Source organism: Romboutsia lituseburensis DSM 797 (assembly GCF_900103615.1).
Lineage (GTDB): Bacteria > Bacillota > Clostridia > Peptostreptococcales > Peptostreptococcaceae > Romboutsia_F > Romboutsia_F lituseburensis.
The window spans coordinates 1-24,750 of the sequence record NZ_FNGW01000012.1 but is presented as its reverse complement, the minus strand read 5'-3'; the positions used below and the strand labels follow the sequence as shown (position 1 = coordinate 24,750).

31 protein-coding genes are annotated in these 24,750 nt (G+C 27.3%); 13 read left to right on the top strand and 18 right to left on the bottom strand.

Annotation, left to right across the window (positions count from 1 at the left end; all coding sequences use genetic code 11):
* Positions 1-162: a helix-turn-helix domain-containing protein gene (locus BLP75_RS18620; RefSeq protein ID WP_330385835.1), complete on the bottom strand. Its 162-nt coding sequence runs from the start codon at positions 160-162 to the stop codon at positions 1-3.
* Positions 163-687, bottom strand: coding sequence for a response regulator transcription factor (locus tag BLP75_RS15870; RefSeq protein ID WP_330385833.1), 525 nt, complete (start codon positions 685-687; stop codon positions 163-165). It lies immediately after the preceding gene.
* Between the two features lie 166 nt (positions 688-853).
* Between BLP75_RS15870 and BLP75_RS15865 the strand changes: the two genes are divergently transcribed.
* Both BLP75_RS15865 and BLP75_RS15860 read left to right on the top strand, forming a co-directional pair.
* On the top strand, positions 854-1,366 hold the full coding sequence (locus tag BLP75_RS15865; protein WP_092727521.1) for a GNAT family N-acetyltransferase: 513 nt from the start codon (positions 854-856) through the stop codon (positions 1,364-1,366).
* An 88-nt stretch (positions 1,367-1,454) separates the two neighbouring features.
* On the top strand, positions 1,455-2,006 hold the full coding sequence (locus tag BLP75_RS15860; protein WP_092727520.1) for a GNAT family N-acetyltransferase: 552 nt from the start codon (positions 1,455-1,457) through the stop codon (positions 2,004-2,006).
* A 98-nt stretch (positions 2,007-2,104) separates the two neighbouring features.
* Here BLP75_RS15860 and BLP75_RS15855 read toward each other — a convergent pair whose 3' ends face one another.
* On the bottom strand, positions 2,105-2,749 hold the full coding sequence (locus BLP75_RS15855; protein ID WP_092727519.1) for an HAD family hydrolase: 645 nt from the start codon (positions 2,747-2,749) through the stop codon (positions 2,105-2,107).
* 576 nt (positions 2,750-3,325) lie between these two features.
* Here BLP75_RS15855 and BLP75_RS15850 point away from each other — a divergent pair.
* Both BLP75_RS15850 and BLP75_RS15845 read left to right on the top strand, forming a co-directional pair.
* Positions 3,326-3,697, top strand: coding sequence for a hypothetical protein (locus BLP75_RS15850; protein WP_092727518.1), 372 nt, complete (start codon positions 3,326-3,328; stop codon positions 3,695-3,697).
* Between the two features lie 33 nt (positions 3,698-3,730).
* Positions 3,731-4,339: a DUF3794 domain-containing protein gene (locus BLP75_RS15845; RefSeq protein WP_170139254.1), complete on the top strand. Its 609-nt coding sequence runs from the start codon at positions 3,731-3,733 to the stop codon at positions 4,337-4,339.
* Between the two features lie 93 nt (positions 4,340-4,432).
* Here the strand turns inward: BLP75_RS15845 and BLP75_RS15840 are convergent, their stop codons facing one another.
* From BLP75_RS15840 to BLP75_RS15825, 4 genes are all read right to left on the bottom strand, one after another.
* Complete coding sequence (locus BLP75_RS15840; protein ID WP_092727516.1) at positions 4,433-5,677, bottom strand: SPOCS domain-containing protein; 1,245 nt, start codon at positions 5,675-5,677, stop codon at positions 4,433-4,435.
* Between the two features lie 20 nt (positions 5,678-5,697).
* On the bottom strand, positions 5,698-6,294 hold the full coding sequence (locus tag BLP75_RS15835; protein ID WP_170139255.1) for a DUF3794 domain-containing protein: 597 nt from the start codon (positions 6,292-6,294) through the stop codon (positions 5,698-5,700).
* 25 nt (positions 6,295-6,319) lie between these two features.
* Positions 6,320-6,892: a DUF3794 domain-containing protein gene (locus BLP75_RS15830; protein WP_092727515.1), complete on the bottom strand. Its 573-nt coding sequence runs from the start codon at positions 6,890-6,892 to the stop codon at positions 6,320-6,322.
* Between the two features lie 482 nt (positions 6,893-7,374).
* Entirely contained in the window at positions 7,375-8,013 is a 639-nt protein-coding gene (locus BLP75_RS15825; protein WP_092727514.1) for a hypothetical protein, read from the bottom strand.
* 331 nt (positions 8,014-8,344) lie between these two features.
* Between BLP75_RS15825 and BLP75_RS15820 the strand changes: the two genes are divergently transcribed.
* Positions 8,345-10,066, top strand: a complete 1,722-nt coding sequence (locus BLP75_RS15820) for a DUF3472 domain-containing protein (RefSeq protein WP_092727513.1) — start codon at positions 8,345-8,347, stop codon at positions 10,064-10,066.
* On the opposite strand, the gene BLP75_RS15815 is transcribed toward BLP75_RS15820, so the two are convergent.
* A complete protein-coding gene (locus BLP75_RS15815) occupies positions 10,058-10,294 on the bottom strand; it encodes a GNAT family N-acetyltransferase (RefSeq protein ID WP_092727512.1) in 237 nt (78 codons plus the stop codon). The genes BLP75_RS15820 and BLP75_RS15815 overlap by 9 nt on opposite strands.
* Before the next feature lie 151 nt (positions 10,295-10,445).
* On the opposite strand from BLP75_RS15815, the gene BLP75_RS15810 reads away from it, so the two are divergent.
* Positions 10,446-11,435 carry a S66 family peptidase gene (locus tag BLP75_RS15810; protein WP_092727511.1) on the top strand — a complete coding sequence of 330 codons (990 nt, stop codon included), beginning with the start codon at positions 10,446-10,448 and terminating at the stop codon, positions 11,433-11,435.
* 191 nt (positions 11,436-11,626) lie between these two features.
* Here BLP75_RS15810 and BLP75_RS15805 read toward each other — a convergent pair whose 3' ends face one another.
* The 3 genes from BLP75_RS15805 to BLP75_RS15795 form a co-directional block, all read right to left on the bottom strand.
* The gene (locus tag BLP75_RS15805; protein WP_092727510.1) at positions 11,627-12,199 is read right to left on the bottom strand and encodes a class I SAM-dependent methyltransferase; all 573 of its coding nucleotides are present in this window, start codon (positions 12,197-12,199) and stop codon (positions 11,627-11,629) included.
* Positions 12,200-12,333: 134 nt separating this feature from the next.
* Positions 12,334-13,104, bottom strand: coding sequence for a S41 family peptidase (locus tag BLP75_RS15800; protein ID WP_092727509.1), 771 nt, complete (start codon positions 13,102-13,104; stop codon positions 12,334-12,336).
* Positions 13,105-13,209: 105 nt separating this feature from the next.
* Entirely contained in the window at positions 13,210-13,650 is a 441-nt protein-coding gene (locus BLP75_RS15795) for a hypothetical protein (RefSeq protein ID WP_092727508.1), read from the bottom strand.
* 285 nt (positions 13,651-13,935) lie between these two features.
* On the opposite strand from BLP75_RS15795, the gene BLP75_RS15790 reads away from it, so the two are divergent.
* The 3 genes from BLP75_RS15790 to BLP75_RS15780 all read left to right on the top strand — a co-directional run bounded on the left by BLP75_RS15790 (position 13,936) and on the right by BLP75_RS15780 (position 16,186).
* Positions 13,936-14,241: a PH domain-containing protein gene (locus BLP75_RS15790; protein WP_092727507.1), complete on the top strand. Its 306-nt coding sequence runs from the start codon at positions 13,936-13,938 to the stop codon at positions 14,239-14,241.
* A 32-nt stretch (positions 14,242-14,273) separates the two neighbouring features.
* Entirely contained in the window at positions 14,274-14,597 is a 324-nt protein-coding gene (locus BLP75_RS15785; RefSeq protein ID WP_092727506.1) for a hypothetical protein, read from the top strand.
* A 320-nt stretch (positions 14,598-14,917) separates the two neighbouring features.
* Entirely contained in the window at positions 14,918-16,186 is a 1,269-nt protein-coding gene (locus BLP75_RS15780) for a RidA family protein (RefSeq protein WP_092727505.1), read from the top strand.
* Positions 16,187-16,390: 204 nt separating this feature from the next.
* Here BLP75_RS15780 and BLP75_RS15775 read toward each other — a convergent pair whose 3' ends face one another.
* The 3 genes from BLP75_RS15775 to BLP75_RS15765 form a co-directional block, all read right to left on the bottom strand.
* Positions 16,391-17,815, bottom strand: a complete 1,425-nt coding sequence (locus BLP75_RS15775; RefSeq protein ID WP_092727504.1) for a pyridoxal phosphate-dependent decarboxylase family protein — start codon at positions 17,813-17,815, stop codon at positions 16,391-16,393.
* 175 nt (positions 17,816-17,990) lie between these two features.
* Positions 17,991-18,350: a hypothetical protein gene (locus BLP75_RS15770; protein ID WP_092727503.1), complete on the bottom strand. Its 360-nt coding sequence runs from the start codon at positions 18,348-18,350 to the stop codon at positions 17,991-17,993.
* Positions 18,351-18,412: 62 nt separating this feature from the next.
* Positions 18,413-18,673 carry a hypothetical protein gene (locus tag BLP75_RS15765; RefSeq protein WP_092727502.1) on the bottom strand — a complete coding sequence of 87 codons (261 nt, stop codon included), beginning with the start codon at positions 18,671-18,673 and terminating at the stop codon, positions 18,413-18,415.
* Positions 18,674-18,896: 223 nt separating this feature from the next.
* Here BLP75_RS15765 and BLP75_RS15760 point away from each other — a divergent pair, with 223 nt between their 5' ends.
* Positions 18,897-19,325, top strand: coding sequence for a putative periplasmic lipoprotein (locus BLP75_RS15760; RefSeq protein ID WP_092727501.1), 429 nt, complete (start codon positions 18,897-18,899; stop codon positions 19,323-19,325).
* A gap of 55 nt (positions 19,326-19,380) precedes the next feature.
* Here the strand turns inward: BLP75_RS15760 and BLP75_RS15755 are convergent, their stop codons facing one another.
* The 3 genes from BLP75_RS15755 to BLP75_RS15745 all read right to left on the bottom strand — a co-directional run bounded on the left by BLP75_RS15755 (position 19,381) and on the right by BLP75_RS15745 (position 20,995).
* Positions 19,381-20,175 carry a DUF3169 family protein gene (locus tag BLP75_RS15755; protein WP_092727500.1) on the bottom strand — a complete coding sequence of 265 codons (795 nt, stop codon included), beginning with the start codon at positions 20,173-20,175 and terminating at the stop codon, positions 19,381-19,383.
* A complete protein-coding gene (locus BLP75_RS15750; protein WP_092727499.1) occupies positions 20,168-20,383 on the bottom strand; it encodes a helix-turn-helix transcriptional regulator in 216 nt (71 codons plus the stop codon). The genes BLP75_RS15755 and BLP75_RS15750 overlap by 8 nt, the downstream gene beginning before the upstream one ends.
* 312 nt (positions 20,384-20,695) lie before the next feature.
* Entirely contained in the window at positions 20,696-20,995 is a 300-nt protein-coding gene (locus BLP75_RS15745; RefSeq protein WP_092727498.1) for a Mor transcription activator family protein, read from the bottom strand.
* A gap of 897 nt (positions 20,996-21,892) precedes the next feature.
* Here BLP75_RS15745 and BLP75_RS15740 point away from each other — a divergent pair.
* The 3 genes from BLP75_RS15740 to BLP75_RS15730 all read left to right on the top strand — a co-directional run bounded on the left by BLP75_RS15740 (position 21,893) and on the right by BLP75_RS15730 (position 23,384).
* Complete coding sequence (locus tag BLP75_RS15740; protein ID WP_092727497.1) at positions 21,893-22,561, top strand: MarR family transcriptional regulator; 669 nt, start codon at positions 21,893-21,895, stop codon at positions 22,559-22,561.
* Positions 22,562-22,753: 192 nt separating this feature from the next.
* Complete coding sequence (locus BLP75_RS15735) at positions 22,754-22,969, top strand: helix-turn-helix transcriptional regulator (RefSeq protein WP_092727496.1); 216 nt, start codon at positions 22,754-22,756, stop codon at positions 22,967-22,969.
* Entirely contained in the window at positions 22,956-23,384 is a 429-nt protein-coding gene (locus BLP75_RS15730; protein WP_092727495.1) for a hypothetical protein, read from the top strand. The genes BLP75_RS15735 and BLP75_RS15730 overlap by 14 nt, the downstream gene beginning before the upstream one ends.
* 88 nt (positions 23,385-23,472) lie before the next feature.
* Here the strand turns inward: BLP75_RS15730 and BLP75_RS15725 are convergent, their stop codons facing one another.
* On the bottom strand, positions 23,473-24,567 hold the full coding sequence (locus tag BLP75_RS15725) for a replication initiation protein (RefSeq protein WP_092727494.1): 1,095 nt from the start codon (positions 24,565-24,567) through the stop codon (positions 23,473-23,475).
* Between the last annotated feature and the right edge of the window lie 183 nt (positions 24,568-24,750).

Here is a 24,750-nt window from a genome sequence, read left to right as displayed (position 1 = left end):
TCAATTTATAGTCTTCCATTTATATCCCATACCTCTAACAGTCACTATGTTTCGTGGTTCACCTGGGTTATCTTCAATTTTTGTACGAAGTCTACGTATATATACAGTAAGGGTGTTGCTATCTATATAATTTTCGTTGCAATCCCATAATTTCCCTAAAATTTATTCTGGCGAAAGAACATTATTTGGATTTTCCATAAAAAGACATAATAATTTATACTCGCTTGCAGTTAAGTCAAGTTGTTCTCCATTTTTATAGACTTCTCTTTTTAGTAATTGTACTTTTATATCATTAGAGTTTAACTCAGTATCTAATTGATTAAAATTATCACTTCTACGAAGCAACGCATTTATTCTAGACAGAAATACTGCCAACTTGAAAGGCTTTGTAATATAATCATCACCGCCGATGTCAAGTCCCATTATAATATCAGTTTCCTCATCAGCAGCAGTAAGAAACATAATCGGTACCTTTGATACTTTACGAATTTTTTTACATAAATCGTATCCTGAGCCGTCGGGAAGTGATACATCTAAAATTACTAAATCATATTTTCCATTTATCCATAATGCTTGTGCTTCAATACTTGTACGAGCAATATCTATTTCGTATCCTTGCTTTTTAATAGCAAAAGATAATCCATTGCTTAAATTTAAATCATCTTCAACAAAGAAAATACGTTTCATTTGCTTTCACCGTCCTTCAAAAATCTATACGATATTATTATATACAGTCAGTCCAGTAAGTACAATAAACAAACTGTGAGTACTATTATAATAACTTCTGCTAAACCCTAAATAATAAGATATAATTTAAAATGTAATTACTAACTAAATAAAAGGAGCCTATCTTATGAAAAACTATATTAATACTAACATTCCTAATTTCAAAATTAGATTTGCAACAAAAGAAGATAATAACTTAATACTTACATTTATTAAAGAATTAGCAGATTATGAAAATCTATTAAGTGAAGTAGTTGCAACAGAAGAAATATTATATGAATCTTTATTTGTTAAAAAGCAGGCTGAAGTAATAATAGGTGAATATAATAATGAACCAATTGGATTTGCGTTATTCTTCCATAATTTCTCTACATTCTTAGGTAAAGCTAATTTATACTTAGAAGATTTATATGTAAGACCAAGTATGAGAGGTCTTGGAGCTGGAAAGGCATTACTTTCAGCTTTAGGAAAAATAGCTATAGATAGAGACTGTGGCAGACTAGATTGGTGGTGCCTTGATTGGAATAAATCTTCTATAGAATTCTATAAAAAAATGGGAGCAATTCCTATGGATGAATGGACTGTTTATAGAGTAGAGAACCAAGCTCTTATCGATCTAGCTAATGGCCTAAACGGGTAAACGTTTTATTTGAAATATAAACTATACATCTTTAAACTTATAAAATGCTTATAATTATATTAATTTATTTAACTTAGGGGATGGTTGAGTGAGAAAAAATTTATTAAAACAAGTTGTAACTAAAAGTTCAAAAGAACTAACTTTAAGGTGTTCTAAGCCAAGTGATGCAAAGGAACTAATTGAATATCTAAATATTATTGGTGGAGAAAGCGACAATATGACATTTGGTAAGGATGAATTTAGATTATCAGTTGATCAAGAGGAAACCTATTTAAAAGCATTAGATGAAGATAATACCTCTATAATGATTGTAGTTACTGAAAGTAACAAAATTATAGCCCAAGGATCAATTGTAAGTGACAAACGAAAAAGATTTTGCCACAATAGTGTTTTAGGTATATCTGTTAGAAAAGAGTTTTGGTCTGATGGTATCGGATCTATAATTATGGATGAGTTAATAAACTTTGCAAAACAATGTGAAGTAACTAAAATAGTTACATTATCTATTAATACAGAAAATAAAAATGCTATAAAATTGTATAAAAAATTTGGATTTGATGAAGTTGGAATACATAAAAATAAATTTTTTATAGATGGTAAATTTTATGATGAAATAATCATGGATTTGCATTTGATATAAATTAAAATATACTTATACTAAAATTAAAGCCCTTGGAATCCATTTTAAAAGATTATAAGGGCTTTTTTACTAAACTATCTTATTACATCATAATTACTTTAATCTACAAAACTACAAGCTCTAGTAGTTACTAAATCACAAACTTCTTTTGGACTGCTAAAACTTAGTTTTGCTTCTGCACAAGAAACTCCTGAACCATTCCACGTTACTAACCCTGATATAACTCCTGCATTATTTGCACACTGTATGTCAGTTGGCATATCCCCAATGTAAATACATGAATCTTTATCTGCTCCTGTTAGTTCAATATATTTAAGTAATGGTTCTGGATTTGGCTTATGATCCTTTGTATCATCTTCCAAAACAATAGTCGTGAAAAATTCTTCTAAATTAAATGTTCCAAAGAATTTTTCGTACTCATTTTTGCTCCTCGATGATACAGCTCCTAGAGAACATCCATTATCTTTTAGATATTTAAGCATTTCTTTTGCTCCATCGAAAAAATCTGCTTTTGAAGAATACTTCTCATAATTTTCCTGCCATTTATACGTGTATTTCTTATCCACATTAGCATTCAATCGTTGCAGGCCTATATCTGTTGTAACGCCTAGCACCACTTTTACTTCATCTAATGTATATTCATGACCATATTCTTTTAATGTATATTGCCATGTTTTTAATATAGCATGTTCTGTATCAATTAATGTTCCATCTAAATCAAATATATAATGTTTTAAATTCATATCTATTTCCCCCCTATAAGTTCCGTTTTAAAACTTATTTGTTATGTTAACTATAGCATAATTTTATTGTTTAATATAGCAGATGTAGATATGTACCAACAAAATTAAAACAATAAGGGTATCGAGGATTGATCATAGGGGCATGGTCGATATAGGAGTATACTTAATTGACTATAATTTTTATAAATCAATTTTTTTAAGCTACCTTAAAATCTATTTATCTGGTGATTTTGAGGTAGCGATTGTAGTGAAAATCCTTTTGAGTGTTTTTTGATCCATTGCGGTAGCGAAACACTTTGCTTAATGTGTAAGGTCATAACCCCAACATATAAATAAGTAGAATTTATGTTGATAAAGTTTTTGATCCTACTTCAACGTTCTTCATTTATCGTATATCATGAAACATATGGATAGGTTTTAAATATATTATATAATATATTTAATGTACTCCCTAAAAATTGCACATATATAGTTTTTTATACAATTAAAAATATATTCTTTTTTATAGTTACAAAAACAAATAAAATTCATATATTAGTATTAAAATATGCATTTTATAAGGAGTGTATTTAAAGTATGTATAATAGAAATATGACTATATATCCTTGTGATGATATGAAGTTCATGCCTATTGATGAATGTTCTAATTCATCCCATGGATCTTGTCTGATAGTTCCTGTATATATTCATAATGTATGTGAAAATGAAAATTTATTAGTTATAGTAGAAGTTTATAAAAATGATAATTTATACGCTAGAGAAATAAAAAAAGTTTTTACTGGATGTAATAAAAAAAGTTGCTGTACGTACAATAATAAAAATTGTTGTTGTGATAGTAATATGATTGATAAACTATTCATTGGAAACTTTGAATTTTATTTTTTAGATGAATGTAATCCTAATTGTATATGTGTAAAAGTAAAAACTCAATATATATATGATTGTTAATTAAACTATATAAATATGGGGGGAGGGATAATTTTGCTTGATAATATATCAATAACAGGAATAACACCCTTAGAATGTTATCCTAAGGGGTGTAACATAAAAAATTGTAAACAAAATATACAACAAATTAATGTATGTATTCCTTGCCAAAAGCCTGAGATGGAATCAATTAATGAAATAAAAGCTACTATATGCATAAACAAATACAAATTATTAAATACAATATTAGGACCTAAGATTTTAATTAATGGAGTAATTAAAATTAAAGTAATATATACAGCTAAAAATATAGAGCAATCTCTTCATTCTGCTCATTGGGACATTGAATTTTGTGACTTCATATTATTAGATAATATATGCTATGATGAATGCAATATTTGTCTCTCTAATTTTTTTACAGGGATAGAGGATATATGCATAAATTCTTGTGATGAAAGGTATATAGATTTATCACTACTATATATAATTTGTGCTAATTTTAATAGTCAATTACATGAAAAAAACTATAGTTGTAATCATTTTCAAGATTCTTGCTCTAAAGGATATAAAGCTACTTACAAGTCTAATGGTAAAAATAATTTAAATACTTATTACTATCCTGCTCAACATTATGAAAATTTAGATTCTAATAATATTAAATAAAAAAATAAACTTAATTAAAATTAAGTTTATTTTTTTATTTAATAATTTATTTTTTATAATTTTTATTTTATCATAGAAACTTAATTGCTTATTTTAATTGCATGCAGTACTTGGTTTAGCTTTTAAAAATATTGTTACATTTTTAAATATTCTTCTTAAATCTAATGGATATACATAGATATCTTCTATACATTTTTCAACATTAAATTCTTCACATAAATCTACATTTATACCATTAACTTCACTATATATATATCCATTTATAAGTTTAGGCCCACCAGTTTCAGGATCATACACTTGTATACCTTCTTCGTATTCTAATCCTTCAAATTTAGCATATGGTATTATGAATGCTATAAATGGAACTTCATAATGAGCTGAATGGACAGATTGAATATCTACTTCAGCTGTATAAACTACTTTTTGTTTTAATATGCCTTCTATTATTAATTTTCTACCACTTAAACAAGTTCCTTCAGCATTAGGAATTATTTCAAATGCTGATGATTGATCACAGTTAACTGGAAGTAATGCATTTAATATAGCAGTTATTGCTGCATTTACTGCTGCTATTGCTGGAGTCAAAAGAGCAGTTATCAAATTATTTACAGCAGTTATAAGGTCACTGATTAAAGTACCTAGTCCTGGAATACCTGCTGCCGCTGCTGATATAGCATTTAATAGTCCATTTATTATACCTACTATAGAGTTAATTAACGTACTTAATGTAGTTAATGTATCTGTAAGAGTTTTCACCGCTTGACATATTAATTCTGCTGAGAAAGGTACTGTCAATATAGCTGCTAATAAATTATTAGCAGCCGTAACAACTGCAGCTAGAGCTTGATCTATACTATCTACTAAATTAGCAATAGTAGTTATTGCTTGTTGTACCACTGTAATTAGTGCTGCTAATCCTGGAGGCTTTATTGGTATAAGATTTAAAGCATCTAATAAATCAGTTAAAAGAGTTGTTAAATCATTACTTAATATATCAGTAACATCACCAACAGTTCCTGTTAAATCGATTATTAAATCTGTCAATGTTCCTGTTAAATCATTTGCTGCATTATAAAAGCTAAATAGAACATAGCTTTTATATGCAAAAGGTGTTTCTATAAGTTTAATATTATCTAAAATTACATTTGCATAAACTTGGTCGATCTCTTCAATATCTGGTTTTAAGTCTGGTATAGAAAGTATTTCAGGGACAGATATTTCTGTCCAGTTTAAGTCTGATCTATTACTACCATTTATAGTAATTCTTGAAACATCACATGTTCCAACTGTTTTTATATTAAAATCACAGCCGCATTTTACATTTTTATTACAATCCATTACTAATCCTCCTTATTTTATTAGCATATTCTTGATGCTTTTATAAATATAGTTGTATTTTTAAATACACTTCTTTCTGATAATTTACACGCAAATATATCTTCAATATATGGAGTTATTCTGAACTTTTGAGATAGTGGTGTGTCTTTTTCTATTATTATAAATGTAGAAAAAGGTATATCGAAATGTGCTGAATGAAGAGATTGTTCATCAACCGCTGCAGTGTATATTATTTTTTGCTTTAATATTCCCTCTATTATTAATTTTCTCCCTGTCAAATTAGTACATTCTGCATTTGGTATATTTTCACCTAATATCGGTGTTGAATTAGATGAAGTGTATCCAGTTACAACAGGAGTTTTTATTACTCTTTGAGATATAATTTCTATACAAGAATTAACTTCAACTATCCCCTCTATATCAGGCTTTTGAGTTGGTATATCCACTATTTCTGGTAGGAAAAATTCAGTCCATTTATCTGTATCTGTAAAACAAGATAATACTTTTTCAATTTTATTGGCAGGATATTGTCCAATCATATTTATACTTTCATTTTCTACACAACATTTGTTATAAAATTTATAGCTTGTGTTCCCTGTATAATCACAATTTAGCATTGTCTTCACTCCTTGATGATTTATTTTATACTGATTGATTTGGAACGGCATATAGTAATAAAGTTACTTGTTTTAATATATTCCTAAAATCTAACATTTTAATAGCAACATCTTCTATACATGCATTAACTTGGAAATCTACATCTAGTGAATCTATAGTAGTAGTAGTAGTTCCATTAGTAAACTCGATTTCACTTGGAACTACTATATACGCTGAGAATGGGACATAAAAATGTGCTGAATGGACTGATTGATCAGGTTCATTAGCTGTATATACAACTTTTTGACACAATTGACCTTCTATTATTAACTTTCTACCTGTAGATACTTTACCTTCTAAATTAGGTATAAATTCTCCATTTGCATCTACTGGTGAAACTGGTACTTTAACAACTTCATTTCTAATTATATTAACAGAAATATTAACAGAGTTTATTTGTTCAACGTCTGGTTTTTGCTCAGGTATAGTAAGAGTTTCAGGAATATTCATCTGAATCCAATACGGATATTGACTTATAACACCTGTAACATCAGATGGGTTGCAAAGTCCTGATATATCTATTAATTCACAATTGCAATTTGTTATACTAGACTTCATATTATATTTTTCTCCTTTTTATTCTAAATTAAGGTTTTTTTCTCCTTAATTTATAATACTTTTATTGATAAAAAATGTTACTAAGTTTTACGGTTTATTTAAAATATAGTTAAAGTAAAATTAATTTTATTTTAACTTTTAGTAAGTATTTATATGAAAAATGTTTCTAAAAATCTCAGATCTTATTTACATATAATATGATTTATATTAGCAGGTTTATATTTAATCGCATCTTCTAGTAGTATGTACAAGTTGCATTATTAGTTATATCCATAGCACTTTTTATTAAGGCTCTATTTAATTCTAAAGATAAATATAACTAATTTAAAAATTATTCTTCACTTAAAAGTTCTCATTGCAAGCTAAATATACTTGTAAATAAATTTAAGCCTCACCTTCACTATGACCAATTAAAAAGTATATCATAAGTTGAAAATGAGGCTTATTCCCTTAACTAATATAAGCATCCCGTCTTAAATTTTCTAATTTATAGGCTCAGAGTACTGTTCCTTTAAATCATTCAGTTTATCAAGCATTTTATTTAAATCTTCATCAACACGTTCACGTGTTTTTTTCCACCCATAACCTAATTCCTTATTTACATCAAACACATCATCTACCGGATCAACATCAACATCAATCGTTGCAGACATAACTTTCCATTCTCCATCTACCTTGGATAGATATACAATATAATCATTGCCTGCTCCAGCGTCTTTATTTATTTGTCCTGTATCCTCATCCTCATATGAATAATTTTCATCCATGTAAACATTAACCTTTACGCAATCTCCCCATTTTGAAAAATCTTTATAGTCAAATTCAAACTTTTGTGAAAGAACTTTTTTATAACTACTCTTATGATTTGTATATTTTACAGCATTTCTTGCTATTAAATATTTTTTTAAATTTTCATTTCCAACTGTTGAAAAATCATTCTTCCCTCCATTATAGTTATAATCATCTTTTATGAACGTTTCTAACACTTCTTTTATAGATTCTTTTTCAGCATCAATGTTATATTTTTCTCCAGTTGCAGTCTTTAGATATATTAAAATACCAAAGATAAGAATAATTGATAACACTAGTGAAAAAGTAAATACTTTATTTTTATTTTTCATTAGTAAATCCCCCTAATTTTACTATACATGTATTTTTTCATAAAAAATATAGCAATATTTATTAAACCTAACGTAAAACTGTAATTATAGCAGTTTAGGCCCATTTTTATATTTGAGCTAATATTATTTTAACATATAAAATTTAAATATTTTAAAACATATCACTATAGAAAATTAAAATTTAAATATTATTTGATTTTTATATATAAACCTTATAAACTTTATGCCGATAAATAAAGTGAAGAATGCAGTTAAATTCATATTTGTGATAAAAAGTCTATATTGTAACCATTACATAAAGGATTAAATTATAATAAGGGGAATGAATTTAATGAAAAAAAAATCAATATTAATTGGAATTATAACTATTTTTATGATTTGGGGAATTAGCAACACAAGTATAGTTCAAGCAGCAACTAATGCAACAGGTATGTATGTTAATCCTGTAAATGAAAAACCATCAGATATTATGACTACTGATTGGAGTTCGATCAAAAATCCACCATATACATATTGGGCGGTTCATAATTGGAATGCCGGTGGAGAAGGTGGCGGTTATGCCGGTTTCCAACAACAGGCTAATAAACGTACAGCACATTTTGCAATTTGGGATCCAGTATCTGTTAGAAAACCAATAGAAGCAGAATACCTTTCTCCAAATTCATCTGCATCACGTTTTGGTGGTGAAGGTGAAGGAATGAAAGTTGAAACAAATTATAATTGGCAACCAAATAGTTGGTATAAGATGACTATGCGTAATTGGCAAGAAGATGGCCATACAAAATTTGGTCAATGGATACAAGATGAATCTACAAAACAATGGAAACAAATAGCTATTTTAGATTTTCCAGTAGCAAATGTTCATTTTAATTGGGGTACTGGAATGTTCCAAGAGGATTGGGCTGGAAATGGTCAACAAGAAAGAGAAGCCAGATTAAAAAACTTTTATAGTAGAAATATTTCTGATGGAGCATGGAACTCTTTAAATAAACAGAGAATAACTAGCCAGTATCCTAGTATGAATTGGAATGGTGGAGGAAACTCAGATTACGTTTGGGTTAGTGCCGGGGGTAATACAAAACCATCTATTAATAGTGGACAAGTATTTACGCTGAATCAACCAAATAAACCAGATGTTGGGGTTTTAGACTTTGATATTGTAAATAATCAATATGAAAATGGAAAATTAAATATTTCATGGAAACTAAATAATGAAAGTACACCTCAATTTAAAGGGAAAATAGAGGTGTATAATAATTCTTCTATGACAGGTGCAGCAATAAAAACTATTGATAATATAAAATCATATAAGAGTGAAGTAAACGAATATATTTCATTAGATAATACAAATGATCTTTATGCAAAAGTAATAATAACAGATTTATTTGATAATACCGTTGTAAAGGCAGTTAAGCTTAACAGTGATAACAAACCAGGCGAGGATAATGATACTGAAGCACCTACAGCGCCTAAGAATGTTAAGGCTATTAATATAACAGCTACATCAGCACAAATACAATTTGATCCTTCAACTGATAATGTAGGAGTTTCTAAATACTGGGTTTGGGATGATATTAATAAAAAATATATAGGTTCTTCTACCTCTACAACAGTTGATTTAAAGGATTTAATGCCTAATACAGATTATTCTTTAATTATTAGAGCTTTTGATGCAGCAGGAAATTATTCATTACCATCTTATGTATCATTGAAAACAAAATCAGAAAGTGAAGTAATAAATGATACTTGGAATCCTCATATAAACTATACAACTCCTGGAACAAAGGTAGTTTTTGAAGGAAATACTTATGAAAATAATTGGTGGATTAATGCTGGAGTGAAACCAGATCCAAAAGATAGACAAGGAAAATCTACAGGATGGAAATTAATCTCTGGCCCAGCTCTAAATGATAATGCATGGTATTCAGATGTAGTTTATATTGAAGGTGATGAAGTAGTTTACAATGGAAAAACATATATTGCAAACTATTGGACAAAAGGCGATAATCCTGAAAACTCACATGGTATGGGAAAACCTTGGAGATTAAAATAATAAATGTCTTGTAATTTTAAAATATGTATGTGAATCATAAATATTGAACAAAGTATTATGATAAAATATAATTTTACAAGTAAATATAGTATATAAATATGATTGTGCATTCTTCAAATCAAATCCAAATTTTATTACTTCATTTATAGCCTCTGTTGCAAATCCTTGTCTCCAGTAATTTGAGTTAATATCATATCCTATGGTAAATACTTTTAAGTATACAAACATCTATCATCCTTAGATATATATCAAGCTTATTGAACTAAATTAAATCATGAGTGTCTTAGTATAGATATTTCTTATTTGGAAAATTCTTAAATAAGGAGTATAATGTAAAAAATTAACTATTACTATATAAATTAAGATTGGAGGAAACATAGTGAAGAATAATTTTAAGTTAAAAAAAGGAGATGCTATCGGCATTTTTTCGCCATCAACACCTATAACAGCCTATGCTCCCAAAAGATTTCAAAGAGGGGTTAAATATCTACAAGATAAAGGCTTTAAGATTATAGAAGGTAACTTAACAGGAAAAAGTGATTTTTACAGATCTGGAAGTATTAAAGAGAGATCAGAAGAACTAAATAACTTAATTAGAAATCCTAAAGTAAAGTGTATCATGTCTACTATTGGAGGAATGAACTCAAACTCATTACTTCCATATATAGATTACGAGGCGTTTAAGGAAAATCCAAAACCTATAATCGGATTTTCAGATGTTACAGCTATATTATTGGGGATTTATGCTAAAACAGGCATTTCAACATATTATGGGCCAGCACTAGTAGCCTCTTTTGGTGAGTTAAAACCATATGTAGATTTAACTTATAAATACTTTGAAGATATATTAGTAAATGATATTAGTTACCCTCATATGCTTGAAAATCCAGAATTTTGGACTGATGAATTCATTGATTGGGAAAATCAAGATAGAGAAAAGAATAGAGTAAAAAATGAGTTAATTACGGTCTATGAAGGTAAAGTACAAGGTAGATTAATTGGTGGAAATTTAAATACTATGACAGGCATTTGGAATACAGAATATATGCCTGAGATAAAAGAAGGAGATATACTTCTTATTGAGGATTCTCTACACGATTGTGCTACTATTGAGAGAAGTTTTTCATTATTAAAGTTAAGTGGCGTATTTGATAAAGTTTCAGGAATTATCTTAGGTAAACATGAATTATTTAAAGATTCTAATACAGGTAGAAAACCATATGAAATATTATTAGAAGTCTTAGGTGATAAAGAGATTCCTTTCTTAGCTGAATTTGATTGCTGCCATACTCATCCAATGATAACTTTACCAATCGGATGTACGGTTGAACTTGATGCAACAAATAAAAGGATTTCTATTATTAAATAATTACATGTTAGAATCGAAATGCAAATAATAATTTAGAATTTCTTTAATAAAAAGTGGACAATTGTATATCTCATAATTATTTTTTAATGTTTTTATAAAAAGTCCTCTATTAGTCCACTTTCTTATTTTTAAAATAAATAGTTTGATCTATTTTTATGTATCATATTTAAATATTAAAGTTATTTGAGATATTATTTCTTAATTTTTCTAAAAATATAAGTAACAAAGAAACCTCTATCATCTTCATTTTCAGCATACTTAACTAGTTCAAAAAATTTATTTATATCTTCAAAATCATCAGGCTTAATTAAGTCATCTTTTCTAATTTTAGAATCTACTTTATGTTTGTGGCCAAATCCACAAATAAATAAAATTCCACCATCTGATATATGACTTGTGATAACATTAAGTTGATCCTTGCTTAACCTATAATGATTAATTAGTATATTATCAAATACACCTACCTCACTTAATGCATTCAAATCACTTAGATCAATTAGTTTTGTGTCTACTAAATAATTAGCTCTTTTAGCAAATATCTTTAATCGCTCTATGGCTTTAATGCTAAAATCAACACCAGTTACTTTAAAACCATTCTTAAGTAGAAATAAAGTATTTCTTCCATCGCCACAAGCTATATCAAGAACAGAGCCTTTTTTGAAATACATAATATTTTCAATCAGTGCTTTTTCTGGATTGAGTGGACTATCTTTTCTATTTTCAAATTTGTTATTCCAAAACTTCTCATTTCCCATATATTCCATTGTATACACCCCACTTTAAAGTTTTTATTGCTCAATAATTTAGTTTGATTATACCAAAACTTATTGGCTTACAACATAAAATAAATGCTCCTTTAAAATTACTGTGTAATATACAGGTACTGTATTTTATAGCTTTATTTTTTTAAAACATTAATTACATATTCATAGCAGTCATCGATTCCATAAATGTAATTTTTATATGTTTGTTTTATCTGTACATCTGGCTTAACGCCTCCATTATATCCTTCTTTTAATTCTCTAAAACTATAAGGATGTTTAACTTTTATTTTAGAATTAGGTAGTGTAATAAATTCACCTTCAGTTCCAAATATATTTACATTTCCACCAGTTTCCTCACCTATTATAGTTGCACCTAATTCATTTTGTAATCTCCACGCTAAAATCGCTCCAGCTGACAAAGTTTCTTTTCCTGTTATAACTACTATATCTTCACTATTTAAGTTTATTTTATATTTTAAATCATGTATAAGTAAATCAACTAACTTAAATGCACCACCACGATTTTGTCTTAAGTCTATAACAAGTTTTTCATAATTATTATTATTTATTTCTTCTAAAAGATTGTTATGAAAATCATAATAATCTGGATAATTAGCTGAATCCTGTTTGTCAATATTAGCTCCCTGATTTGTTAGACACTTATTATATTTAAAATATAGTACATTATCTTCTTTCATCTGTTTTGTCCAGTAAAAATCATATTTGCCTTCAAATTTAGTACTTATTTTAGATTGAGTTTTATCTAAGTTAACATAATTAACTTCTTTATTTTTTATAGCATTGACATTTATTTTTATTTTTTCTTTATTATCATTTTCAAATACGTACTCTGCCTTAGTCCCATCCACTATTTGTAAAAATTTTAAGTATTCATAGATTTGCATTTGTGACCTAGCTAGCTCTTTGGCAAATTGTTGATTATCATAACTTATAAGAGTTGATACTTTTTTTACTATCTCATCTGTACATACGTTATTAATAGATATTAACTAATAACCTAGTATACTCTTATACTGGCTATCACTAGCTATAGCTCTTAACTCATTTGAAAAATAGTCAAATTTAATTGGAAATTCAACTATTTCATCATAGTTAAATTTTTCCTTTCCTATAGGTGTTAATATTTCAAGAAAATCTATACTTGTATGAGCATCCCCTATTGAAGATATAATTTGGCTTATTCTCATAGAAATCTCAATATCGGATAAATTCTTTAGGTCTGAGTTTAACTTTTGTATATTTTCGTTCCATGTTTTTTCTGATATGCACCTAAATAAATCTGGATGTTTCTTTCTTAAATTTTCGTCCATATTGTTAATATCTTCTTCCCATTTTTTATTAGATAATATCTTTTCTCCGCTTATCGTGTTACCACATCCTAATGTCATGATTGTTGATAATATAAAAATTATGACAATCAACTTTTTCATATTTTCCTCCTTTATTTAGTTAATTTAAACTTTATACAAAGATTTATCTATCCTATTTTAAGTTAATATTCTGATTTTAATAAAAAATTCCTTTAAAATAAAAACTACATAGTTAGTAAAGTTTTTTATCTCAAAAAATAGCTATCTTAGTCCACTTTTATTGATTTTTAAGATTTAATAATCTAATGTATTAGTATAGGAACAAAATAATTTAGTAGTCTTAATATATTAATTTATAAAATTAACTAATAATATTTAGACTTAGATAAAAAGGGGAGAAATTTTTTGGAAGATTATATAGGCAAAACAGTAAAAGCTAACTACTATAGAGGTATTGAGGCCGTTGGAGGTCATATTTACTTTGATAAAACTGGACTTGTATTCGGTTCTCATTTGGCAAATATTCAAACAGGTGAAACTCGAATTGAATATAAAGATATTAATTCAGTAAATAAACGTAATACATTAGGCTTTGCACCAAATGGACTTTCTATATTTACAAATGATAAAGTACAGCATAAATTTGTAGTTTACAATAGATCCTCAATACTAGAATTTTTAGAGCGTGTAATATCTATCACACAAATATAACTGTTATAAAAGTCAGAATGGAGGTAATATAAATGTCATCTTTAACAATAACAGCAACTTCAATTATATTAACATCTATTTGGCATTTTAATAGAGGTGATAAGTTAAGAAAAACTAAAGATATTAAAAAATATATATGGCCTTATCATAGAAATATAAAAGATATTGATGGATATATAAATTTTTATTCTAAAATGTATTTTTCAGAAGGAGTTTTCCTTATTACTTTAGGTATATTTATTATATTAAATGAATGCTATTTCGACTTATCTATAAGCATATTGACAATATTATTTTTTATACTTATTCTTATAGGATCAACTATAATTGAGAAAAAGATTAAAAAATTTCTTTAATCTTTTTCTTTTTTAATATAATCAATCATTCGCACTTCCTAGAATCCATTTTTAATTTCACTTAAACGTGAAAATTATCATATTAAAATTCATAATTTTGAACTCAAATTCAAGTCAATTTTCTGTTAAAAAAAGGTAAAATTTTAACAGGAAATTTTATGCTAAAATACAGTGTTTTAAAGGTTTTCAAGTTTTCCTTAATACTAGAATTAAAATGCTAAAAATAAAATCTATTGACATTAAAGCTAATCCACGGTTTAATATCAATAGATGGGTTTTCAAAAGTCTATCAATAAATATGACAAAAGGGGAATATTATCATGAATAACTATAACGCAGTATTATCTAGAAATTCGGAAAACGTTAACAAAGAATCTTTATCTTCACAAACTGTAGCTTTCTCTCATTACAATAATCTTTCAGCTCAATTACCTATCGATTCAGAAACTGGTAAATTAGTAGCTGGTGGTATAAAAGAGCAAGCTGAACAGTGCTTTAAAAACATCAAGTCAATTGTAGAAAGTATCGATCATGTTATGAATGATATTGTTAGAATCACTGTATTCGTTAAAAATATTAAAGACATGGATGCTGTAGACGAAGTTTACAAAGCATACTTTACAAACTATGTTCCTACACGTACTGTAGTAGCAGTTGCAGCTTTACCAATGGATGCTTTAGTACAAGTTGAAGCACTTGTTTCAAACGCTGAAGGTACAATTCCGAATGCACCACAAGCAGGCGACATAATAAAGCTTACAAATAATACAGCAAATGCACCAACAAGTGCTTTATCTTCACAAACTGTAGCTTTTTCTCATTACAATAACATTTCAGCTCAATTACCTATAGATCCGAAATTAGGTAGAATTGTAGCTAATGGTGTAAAAGATCAAACTGTACAATGCTTAAAGAATATCAAGGCAATTTTAGAAAGTATCGACGTTCCTTTTGACGATATTGTTAAAATTAATATATTCCTTAAAAATATCTCAGATACTGATGCAGTAAACGAAGTTTATACTACATTCTTCCCTGATTCAGCTATAGCAAGAGCAGTAGCATATATGCCTGCACGTACAATAGTTGAAGCATCAGCTTTACCAATGGATGCTTTAGTACAAATTGAAGCAGTAGTATCACATGGAGATGGTACACCTCCACAAGCTATTGAAGATAGACATGGACTAATTATAGAAGCAAACAATACTGAGAATGCACCAATAGATTCTCTACATACACAAACTGTAGCTTTCTCTCATTATAATCATCTTTCAGCTCAATTACCTTTAGATCCAAAAACTGGTGAAATGGTAGCTGGTGGTGTAAAAGAGCAAGCTGAACAATGTTTAAAAAATATTAAGGCAATTATAGAAAGTGTTGACCACGTTATGGATGATGTAGTTAAGGTAAACGTATTCCTTAAAAACATTGAAGATATAGACGCTGTAAACGAAGTTTACGCAACATTCTTCCCAGGCGGAGTTCCTGCAAGAAGAATAGTTGGGGTATCAGCTTTACCTAAAGATGCTTTAGTACAAATAGATGTAGTTGTATCAAATGCTGAAGGAACTCCTCCACAAGCATAATAGAAATTAACTTGAAAATGCAAGCATTACCGAAGTTACTTGTTTATGGCAAAGGTGAATGCTAAATATATAATATACTAATTAATAAAGGGAGCTAAAAATATTATCAGCTCCCTTTATCCATAAATACCAACTCGTATTTAAATATATTTTATAACCACCTATTTAACTCTCAAATTTAAATGATTATTTATTTTAATTATATTAAATTACCAAGGTAACCATATCTTCTAGTAACTTCTTTGCAAATTCATCTAATTTAGCAATAGTATTTTTTATGTCTTCTTTAGTAGTCTCATGGTTGATGCAACACATTCTTAAAACAACTTTATTGTTTAAAACAGTTGTAAATATTCCTGCATAATTACTTTGAAGCATTAATTTAGAAATATTATTATTTATATCCTCTATTTGTTTTTGTGAAATACCGCAAGGAGCATATCTAAAATTAATAATAGCTAAACTTGGCTTTGAAATTATTTCCCAGTTATCCAAACCTTCTAGCAATTCTTCAACATACTCTGTAATATTAATACCATATTCTATTCTTCTACTTATTTCATCAGTACCTAAAGTCTGCAAAGTAGTCCAAAGTTTAAGATATCTAGCAGGTCTAGTTAATTCCATTCCAATATTTCCATAGTTGATTAGACCATTGTCTACATCTAAATCTCTTAAATACTCTGGATTTTCACTAAAACTGTTTACTGAATTATTTTTATCTTTTACAATAACCACTCCACAAGCGTATGTTTGGAATAACCATTTATGAGCATCCCAACTTAAACTATCAGCATTTTCAATACCATTTAATAAATTATTATAGTTTTGGGATAATAATATTGATGCTCCATACGCTCCATCAACATGCATCCATAATTTATACTTGGAGCATACATTAGAAATTTTATACATTGGATCAATACTTCCTGTATTAGTTGTTCCAGCACTTGCAATTATTACAAATGGTTTTAATCCTTTTAAAATATCCTCTTGTATCGTTCTTTCAAGTTCACTTATATTCATTTTATAATTTAAATCAGAAGATATCTTTCTTATGTTTTGAGGAGATATCCCAGCTATTTTTAAAGCCTTTTTAATGGAACTATGTGTTTGATCAGAGACATAAGCAACTCCTAAATGAAATGTTTCCGGTGAAAGTTTATTATCTCTCGCAGTTACTAAAGCGGTAATATTTGCCATAGAACCTCCTGAGACAAATAACCCAACAGATTTAGTTGTATCATATCCTACCTTTTTAGATAACCATTCAATTAATTTTTTTTCAATACAGCTTGCACCAGATGATATCATCCAGCTTGCAGTATGTAAATTATATGCACTTGTCATAACATCCCCAATCCAAGAAGTAATATCTGCTGGTCCAGGTACAAATCCAAAAAATCTTGGGTGATCTACTTTCCCTCTATAATCATAAACATCTTCAATCATTTCATTTATAACTTCTTGAATTTTTCTACCTTCGTTGGGTATATTAATATTTTTAATTTTTTCAAGTTGACTAGAATCAGCTATTTTTAATATATCACTTGATGGTAGATTTTCTATTTCTTGAAAATATTGTTCGATAAAATAATTTAAATATTCTTTTATTTGTGTATTATTCACTTTAAAACGCCCCCATTTTTATCCAAAATTTGGATTTTGCAAATTAATAGTAGCACTAAAGTATACATTAATCAAGTTAGCAGGTTGTAATTTTATTTAAATGAATAATTATCTATATATTCAAATTTTTAATCACAATATACGATTTAATCCATCATAAATTGCTATTTAGTAATTAGTTATCTTGATTTATAGCATCTTCAATATATGATAATGAAATTGTCATTGCATCTATTATCTTTTTTAAACGTGTATATGTTCCTGTACCTTCTTTTGCATTAATCATTGCCTTTTGACTTTTACTAATAATAGAAGTAACTTGAGGTACTGATTTTAATAATTCTTCTTGTGTGTAGTCCTTTTCTTGACTTGTAATTAAAGATTTTGAAATATATAAAGCCTTTATACGATTTCTAGAAAGAGAGAGTTGAGGTGTCCCTTCTTTGAATTTAGGTTGTATTTTTTCACAATTTCTAATTGTAGACTCTATGATATTTAAAGTATCATCTATTTGCTGATTGGTATATTTGTTCATCATATTCCTCCTTGTGTCGTTATAGCATTTAAATTTTATAATTTAATATTTACTTTAAGTGATTATTTATTAACTCGGTTTGATAATGTTTTTAAATAGTCTTGAAGCAACAAGTATAATCCAACTCCAAGCAATATAGTAGCTATTATCATTGGAAAAATTAATACTGATGCGCCTGTGCCCTCTATTGCAGTCATGAATTTACCTGGCGGATCTGACCACCCACCTAATTTATTTACATGAAATGATATGCTTATTAATAAAGCAATATTTGAAAATGCTCCAACCATAGTTAAGCAGCATCCGATAATTATTTTTTTCATATTTACTTTCTCCCTTATTTTATTTCAGTTTTTCCTACATATTAGTTATAACTTAAATTTATTATAACATAGCATATATTTTACCAAATTCAACAATGTTTAAGTCATAAAAATAGTTAAATATAATAACATTAATAATCTAATTACCTATATCTTATTGAATTAAATTAAATAAATTTATAAAATAACAGATGAGGGATTAATAAATAGAGGGAGATGTATAATGAAAAGATTATTACTAATGTTTTTGATTTCGATACTTATGGTTGGATGTTCAAATGTAAGTACTGAAGTTAAAAATTCAAGTAAGCAAACCATAACTAGTTTTTTTGAAGCAATAAACAGTATGGAAGACTACTCGTCTGAATCAGAATTAAATAAATTAAAGGTTTATTTTACTAACGATAGTTCTATAACAGATAGTCTAATTGAATATTTAACTACTTTTGAATCAGATAGACAAAATGAGTTAGTAAATTATGATTTTAATATTTCTGAATTTAAAAAGTTGAATGGAATGTATAAAGTAAAAGTTGAATATGACATAGTCTCAAAAGAAGACAAATCAATACTGGATAACAGCGACATGTATGTTTATTTAAAAGATGAAGATGGTAAATTCAAAATTGAAACTGCTGATTGTCGTGGTTAAAAACTAAAAAAATCTCTAAAGGCTTTAGCTATAAAGCCTTTAGAGATTTTTCATTCTAATTTACCTTTGAAGATTTAATTTCTTCTATACAATAAGATACAGTTTGTACTAACCATATAATAATTACCATTGTCATAGGAACAATACCAAAGTCCCATAATTCATAACCTATGATACTAACTAAAAAAAGTATTAAACATGTTGTTGAAACACACTTAAGTGACTTATATGAACTTTTATATATTCTCATTTTTATAGACTCATCGCAGCTATCTATCCATTTTTTTGAAAATTTCATATCATATATGCTACCTTTTAAGAAAGGATTAATTTCTTTTCTTAGATTAATTACTTTCTTCTGAATTAATGTAGTAGATACAAAACACAATATAAATCCTATCATGAAACAATTAGCTTTTAGCATGCTAGGATCACCATTTATATCATCAAAAGGTAACAACATACCTCCAGTTGCCATAAAGAAAAATCCTAAAATTTGATTTACTGAAATAATTAACATTAAGTAAGATAAATTTTTTTCAATTCTATCAATGCTATTATCATCTTCATTCGCTTGATTCCACAAATCATATCCTTTTCGTGAATTAGTATATACTATTGTACTTACTATTATAACTAATATAGAAAGAGCCAGACTTGCAAATGGTGTAATTACCTCAAGTATATTTATTACTAAACTAGATAAACTTTCCCCAAAAACTTCTTTTAAATTGCTATAAGTAGAACCAAAAACGCCTCCAAGAATTGTACTAATTATTAATATAATAAAAAAACCTTTAAAAGCCTTCTTATCTTCTTTTTTAATCTCATTTACACGGCTATTATCCATCAATCTCATCCTCCTCATAAATAAAAATATCTTCTACACTCACATTTAATATCTTTGCTATCTTTAATGCTAAAGTAACTGATGGAGAATAGTCTCCACGTTCAATTTGACTTATCGTTTGCCTAGATACTCCAACTAATTTCCCCATCTCAGTCTGATTTACGTTAATTTTAGCTCGATATTCTTTTAATCGATTATTTAATGGCATGTAATTCCTCCTGACTATTTTTATCACCATGATGACAACTATAATTGTCAATATAATAATAGTTTATGACAATTATAGTTGTCAAGGTGTAAATTCATCTTTTTTATATCTTTGAAGTTTTTAACGTAAAAAAAGTATTTATCTTAGATAACAAATCATCTAAAATAAATACTTTTCTTAATAGCTATATACCTGTACCTACTCGGTTATTTATATATATTAAAATCTATTACTTTATTTTCTATCTCTACTTTTAACTTAATTTACTTATGTATATTTCTTCTTCTATAAAAAATTGTTCCAAATACTGCTTCAACTATTATAATTTATTAAATCAGCACTTCTTTTAACTATATATCTAACATAGTTTGGACTAATTTGGTGTTTTCTTGCTATTTCTACAATTGCCATTCCATCTCTATACAGCTCTAATATTTCATCATTTCTAAAGTGATTTTTTAGAGTTTTTACTGTTGGAAAATATATATTGCCACCACCATATAAATAGCAAAACTCAATAAATTTATCTATTCCCATCATTGAAGCAATATCTTGATATGCCTCTGGTATATCAGACAATGTTACATTATACCTAAAATTATCAAATTTCATCTAATCCCCCCCTTACTACTATTATTATATTATGTAAACTTAAATATATCAATAATACATATCCTCTATTAATAAGCCCTAATTTCCATTTTTATAACAAACATAACTAGTTAGTCAACTTCAATTACAAAACCGTTCTTATCGCGTCCTATCAGCTCAAATAGTATAGTATACGCTCTAAATATATATATAAATTTAATCTATAAAACTATAAAAAAGTATAACCTTTAAATCCTCTCAATTTCATTACTTTCACAGTTATCAAATTGACATATTAAATCATTTCTAAGAAGTACATATCTCAGTTATAGTCATTCCAATGATTGTGCACGATAGTCTACATAGGTGGTATACTTTTGTCTACATTCTTTATTATAGATAATCTATTTATAGATTATCTTCTTTGTATTGTTATGTTTTTAATTATTTATTCTATATGAAAAGTCGCTTCACTCCTATCGCCAACTACTTCGTCCGTTTCTCAAAATGTAGCGTAATAAAGTATGATAAGTAAAGGTTGTAGGGTAATTTTTATAAATAAAAGGTAAATTTTTCATATTTTTATTTTTATGTTATTATAATTTACGTAAAAAACGTCTGAATATTTCAGGGGAGCATTCAGGCATTAGCTAGATTAAGTTATAATAATCAACCACAATGTATCTAGCTTAATTAACTAAAAAGAAAGGCAATTAAAGTATGGGAATTGAGAAAACAACAGAGTATAATCCTATTTTGGAGGCTTTTGAGAATTACAAACAAAGTGAAACTTATAGGCTCAGACGAATTCATATAAAAGAACTTGAATATCAAAGATATATGCTGTTTAAAAATGATTACATTAAAGAGGACACAGCCATTTCAGGGAAACCCGTCAAGGAGGTTTTTTGCCTACCAATGCCAAGTTCAAATGAAATCTTAAGAAATAGACAAATAGACTTAAGAACCTATGGATCAATAATGTTAGAAAGCAACTGGGGAGGCAATTACAAGAATAAAAATAATAGATTCATATATAAAGAAAAGCTAGACTCTAGGCTAAAAGAAATCGCTCAAGAAATAGGAATTAGTGAATCTAAATTAAAAAAGGATATTATAAAACTTAGAAAGTGCAATGTTGATGGAGATATAAAGTTAATTGAACTAACTAAAGACAATAAAGATAATCCTGTATATATTTTAAATTACGGTGTAAAATGTGATGTTACAGAAGTATTGAAACAATATGTTACAATAAGTAATGTTGCTTTGAAAATCCTTAAAAAATCAAATAATGATAATATAATTAGAATTTATCTTATTTTATTATATAAATTAAGAAATGGAGATACTTGCTTAACTCAAGAAGAGATATGTGACAATATGGGCTTTAGTTACAAAAGTCGTAAAGTTATTTCAGACTGTTTAAATTCTCTTGAAAAACTAGGTTTTATAGATATTAGACAGGACTATAAGGAAATTGTAGCCACTAGAAAAGATGGATTAAATTATGCTCAAATGATACCAAAGTTTTATTATAAACTTTCAGATAGATACTTAGAAAGTACTAAAAAAATCGTTACATAAGTGTTTAATCAAGATAAAACAGATTTAAAACACAATATATAAACCAAGGCACATTAATATTATGTGCCTTTTTTAATTATAATAATATTATAATACTGAAAAATATAGGAATTAGTTTAATAAAGTTTTTGTAACATATATATTGCATTTTGTAATATATATGTTACAATTCATAGTATGGAGGATAATATTTTGGAAAATAAAGTAAAGATAGCACGTGTAAAAGTAGGTTTAACTCAACAACAGTTAGCAGATAAAGTAGGAGTTACTAGGCAAACAATAAGTTTGATTGAAAAAGGTAAATACAACCCATCTCTAAATTTATGTCTACAAATTTGCTATGTAGTAGAAAGTAAATTAGATGAAATATTTTGGGTTAATAAGGAGGATTTAAATGAAAGTAATTAATGATGAAAGATTAAAAATTAAAAATTTAAAACATATTAAAGTTGCATTTATTTTAGAGACACTAGGTATTATGGTAATTTTGCTTTGGAATTTTATAAATAATGGGGCAAGAGCTGTTTTTGATAGTCCATTATTTTTTCTGCTTATTTTAGTTAGTACCGTACTTTGTTATATGTCTTTAGATATCTCTGTTGAATATGATGAAATTAAATCACCGAAAAAATCTCTAATTATACATACAATAGTTTCATTAATAGTTTCAATTGGATTTGGTTTTATTGCTACTTTATTAGGATCTAATTATGCGGAGGGAATAATTCTAGGTATTGTATTTTTCATATGCTTTTTTATATCATCAATATATCTTTATAAATTAAGAAGCAGCAAACTAAAAGAATTTGATCAAGAAGATTAATTTATTTAAATTATTTAAAATATTAGTAAAAATAAAAATAGGATAAACTATCCTATTTTTATTTTTACATGTAATATACTAATATCATCTACCAAAGCATTTCCATCTCTTGTCTATGTTTGATATCTTGTTGTTCCTCAATTCTATACTCGATAATTTTATTATCTAAAGTACCTTTAAAAAATTTATAAGATACTGCTTTTATACTTTCTACATTATCCTTATCAAATGTAATCATTACCGCATCATTAAAGGCTTTCTCCATATATTGATTTTTAAAATCAATACTTTTAAAATCAAGTTTAAAACTTCTTAATGTCCCCGTTGTAAATACTGATTCATCTGGTACAAATATATCTTTTCTATCTAATTGGTCTATATCATTTGAATATAAACTTATAATATCTTGATTTTCACTATCTCTTTCATCGTAAGGTATTACAACATCTTCTAACATAGAATTAGGAATTTCATTTATAACATCATCTTTGCTGAAATACTTTCGCTTATCCAAATCTTGTACTATAAAGTCAATAGAGTCAACCTTTCTACCAACTTTATTCTCTTTAAAATCTATATCAAAATACCCAGTTTCATTAAGTTCTTTTATAGCTGGAACTACTATCCTTCTTTTAAAATCATTGTATCTATCATATTTACCTTCAATCATCAAAAGTTCTTTGAGGTCATCTACCTTATAATTTATAATAGACTTTGTTCCACTCCAAAGCCTTAATAAATCATAAAATCTTTGAGCATTTGGATTTATAAGTCCAAAAAATATAGCTAGGTTAATAGGTGTATACCCAGTATCCAAATAATTTTTTATATACGTATGTATTTCTTTAGATGCTTCAATTTTAAAAGTTTTTCTAGATTTTATATATTTAAATCCATTTATAAAACCATATTCACCCCATCCCTCTTCATCTTTAAAATAAATACTTTGCTTTCTTAAATTAACTAATAAATTTGAAATCGAATCTATTGAACTAGTTTGCTTTTTCTTTATTATAGTTTTAAACTCTTCATGAGAAATTTCACATTTAATTACATCATCATTATTTTTTTGTAATTTGTATAAAAGCATTAAAAATATTCTATTCTCTAATGTAGATATATTGTATTTAGCCTTTATAATTATGTTATTTTTCATAACTATATTTTTTTCATTTCTATCCATCCCTATTCCTCCACCCAATAATTAACTCTATTTATAATTTAATATAAAACTTTAAGTACGTCAATTTTTTAATTTATGCGTACTTAAGGTTCCTAGATGTCGTATTAAAAGTTCCCTCCTGTCGTACTTAAGGTTCCCAGGTGTCGTATTAAAAGTTCCCTCCTGTCGCACTTAAGGTTCCCA

Excerpts from the sequence above, each read along its gene's own strand:
- BLP75_RS15870 (WP_330385833.1), bottom strand. The coding sequence starts at position 687 with ATGAAACGTATTTTCTTTGTTGAAGATGATTTAAATTTAAGCAATGGA.
- BLP75_RS15865 (WP_092727521.1), top strand. The coding sequence starts at position 854 with ATGAAAAACTATATTAATACTAACATTCCTAATTTCAAAATTAGATTT.
- BLP75_RS15855 (WP_092727519.1), bottom strand. The coding sequence starts at position 2,749 with ATGAATTTAAAACATTATATATTTGATTTAGATGGAACATTAATTGAT.
- BLP75_RS15850 (WP_092727518.1), top strand. The coding sequence starts at position 3,326 with ATGTATAATAGAAATATGACTATATATCCTTGTGATGATATGAAGTTC.
- BLP75_RS15840 (WP_092727516.1), bottom strand. The coding sequence starts at position 5,677 with ATGGATTGTAATAAAAATGTAAAATGCGGCTGTGATTTTAATATAAAA.
- BLP75_RS15835 (WP_170139255.1), bottom strand. The coding sequence starts at position 6,294 with ATGCTAAATTGTGATTATACAGGGAACACAAGCTATAAATTTTATAAC.
- BLP75_RS15830 (WP_092727515.1), bottom strand. The coding sequence starts at position 6,892 with ATGAAGTCTAGTATAACAAATTGCAATTGTGAATTAATAGATATATCA.
- BLP75_RS15825 (WP_092727514.1), bottom strand. The coding sequence starts at position 8,013 with ATGAAAAATAAAAATAAAGTATTTACTTTTTCACTAGTGTTATCAATT.
- BLP75_RS15820 (WP_092727513.1), top strand. The coding sequence starts at position 8,345 with ATGAAAAAAAAATCAATATTAATTGGAATTATAACTATTTTTATGATT.
- BLP75_RS15815 (WP_092727512.1), bottom strand. The coding sequence starts at position 10,294 with ATGTTTGTATACTTAAAAGTATTTACCATAGGATATGATATTAACTCA.
- BLP75_RS15805 (WP_092727510.1), bottom strand. The coding sequence starts at position 12,199 with ATGGAATATATGGGAAATGAGAAGTTTTGGAATAACAAATTTGAAAAT.
- BLP75_RS15800 (WP_092727509.1), bottom strand. The coding sequence starts at position 13,104 with ATGCAAATCTATGAATACTTAAAATTTTTACAAATAGTGGATGGGACT.
- BLP75_RS15795 (WP_092727508.1), bottom strand. The coding sequence starts at position 13,650 with ATGAAAAAGTTGATTGTCATAATTTTTATATTATCAACAATCATGACA.
- BLP75_RS15785 (WP_092727506.1), top strand. The coding sequence starts at position 14,274 with ATGTCATCTTTAACAATAACAGCAACTTCAATTATATTAACATCTATT.
- BLP75_RS15780 (WP_092727505.1), top strand. The coding sequence starts at position 14,918 with ATGAATAACTATAACGCAGTATTATCTAGAAATTCGGAAAACGTTAAC.
- BLP75_RS15770 (WP_092727503.1), bottom strand. The coding sequence starts at position 18,350 with ATGAACAAATATACCAATCAGCAAATAGATGATACTTTAAATATCATA.
- BLP75_RS15765 (WP_092727502.1), bottom strand. The coding sequence starts at position 18,673 with ATGAAAAAAATAATTATCGGATGCTGCTTAACTATGGTTGGAGCATTT.
- BLP75_RS15760 (WP_092727501.1), top strand. The coding sequence starts at position 18,897 with ATGAAAAGATTATTACTAATGTTTTTGATTTCGATACTTATGGTTGGA.
- BLP75_RS15755 (WP_092727500.1), bottom strand. The coding sequence starts at position 20,175 with ATGGATAATAGCCGTGTAAATGAGATTAAAAAAGAAGATAAGAAGGCT.
- BLP75_RS15750 (WP_092727499.1), bottom strand. The coding sequence starts at position 20,383 with ATGCCATTAAATAATCGATTAAAAGAATATCGAGCTAAAATTAACGTA.
- BLP75_RS15745 (WP_092727498.1), bottom strand. The coding sequence starts at position 20,995 with ATGAAATTTGATAATTTTAGGTATAATGTAACATTGTCTGATATACCA.
- BLP75_RS15740 (WP_092727497.1), top strand. The coding sequence starts at position 21,893 with ATGCCAAGTTCAAATGAAATCTTAAGAAATAGACAAATAGACTTAAGA.
- BLP75_RS15730 (WP_092727495.1), top strand. The coding sequence starts at position 22,956 with ATGAAAGTAATTAATGATGAAAGATTAAAAATTAAAAATTTAAAACAT.
- BLP75_RS15725 (WP_092727494.1), bottom strand. The coding sequence starts at position 24,567 with ATGGATAGAAATGAAAAAAATATAGTTATGAAAAATAACATAATTATA.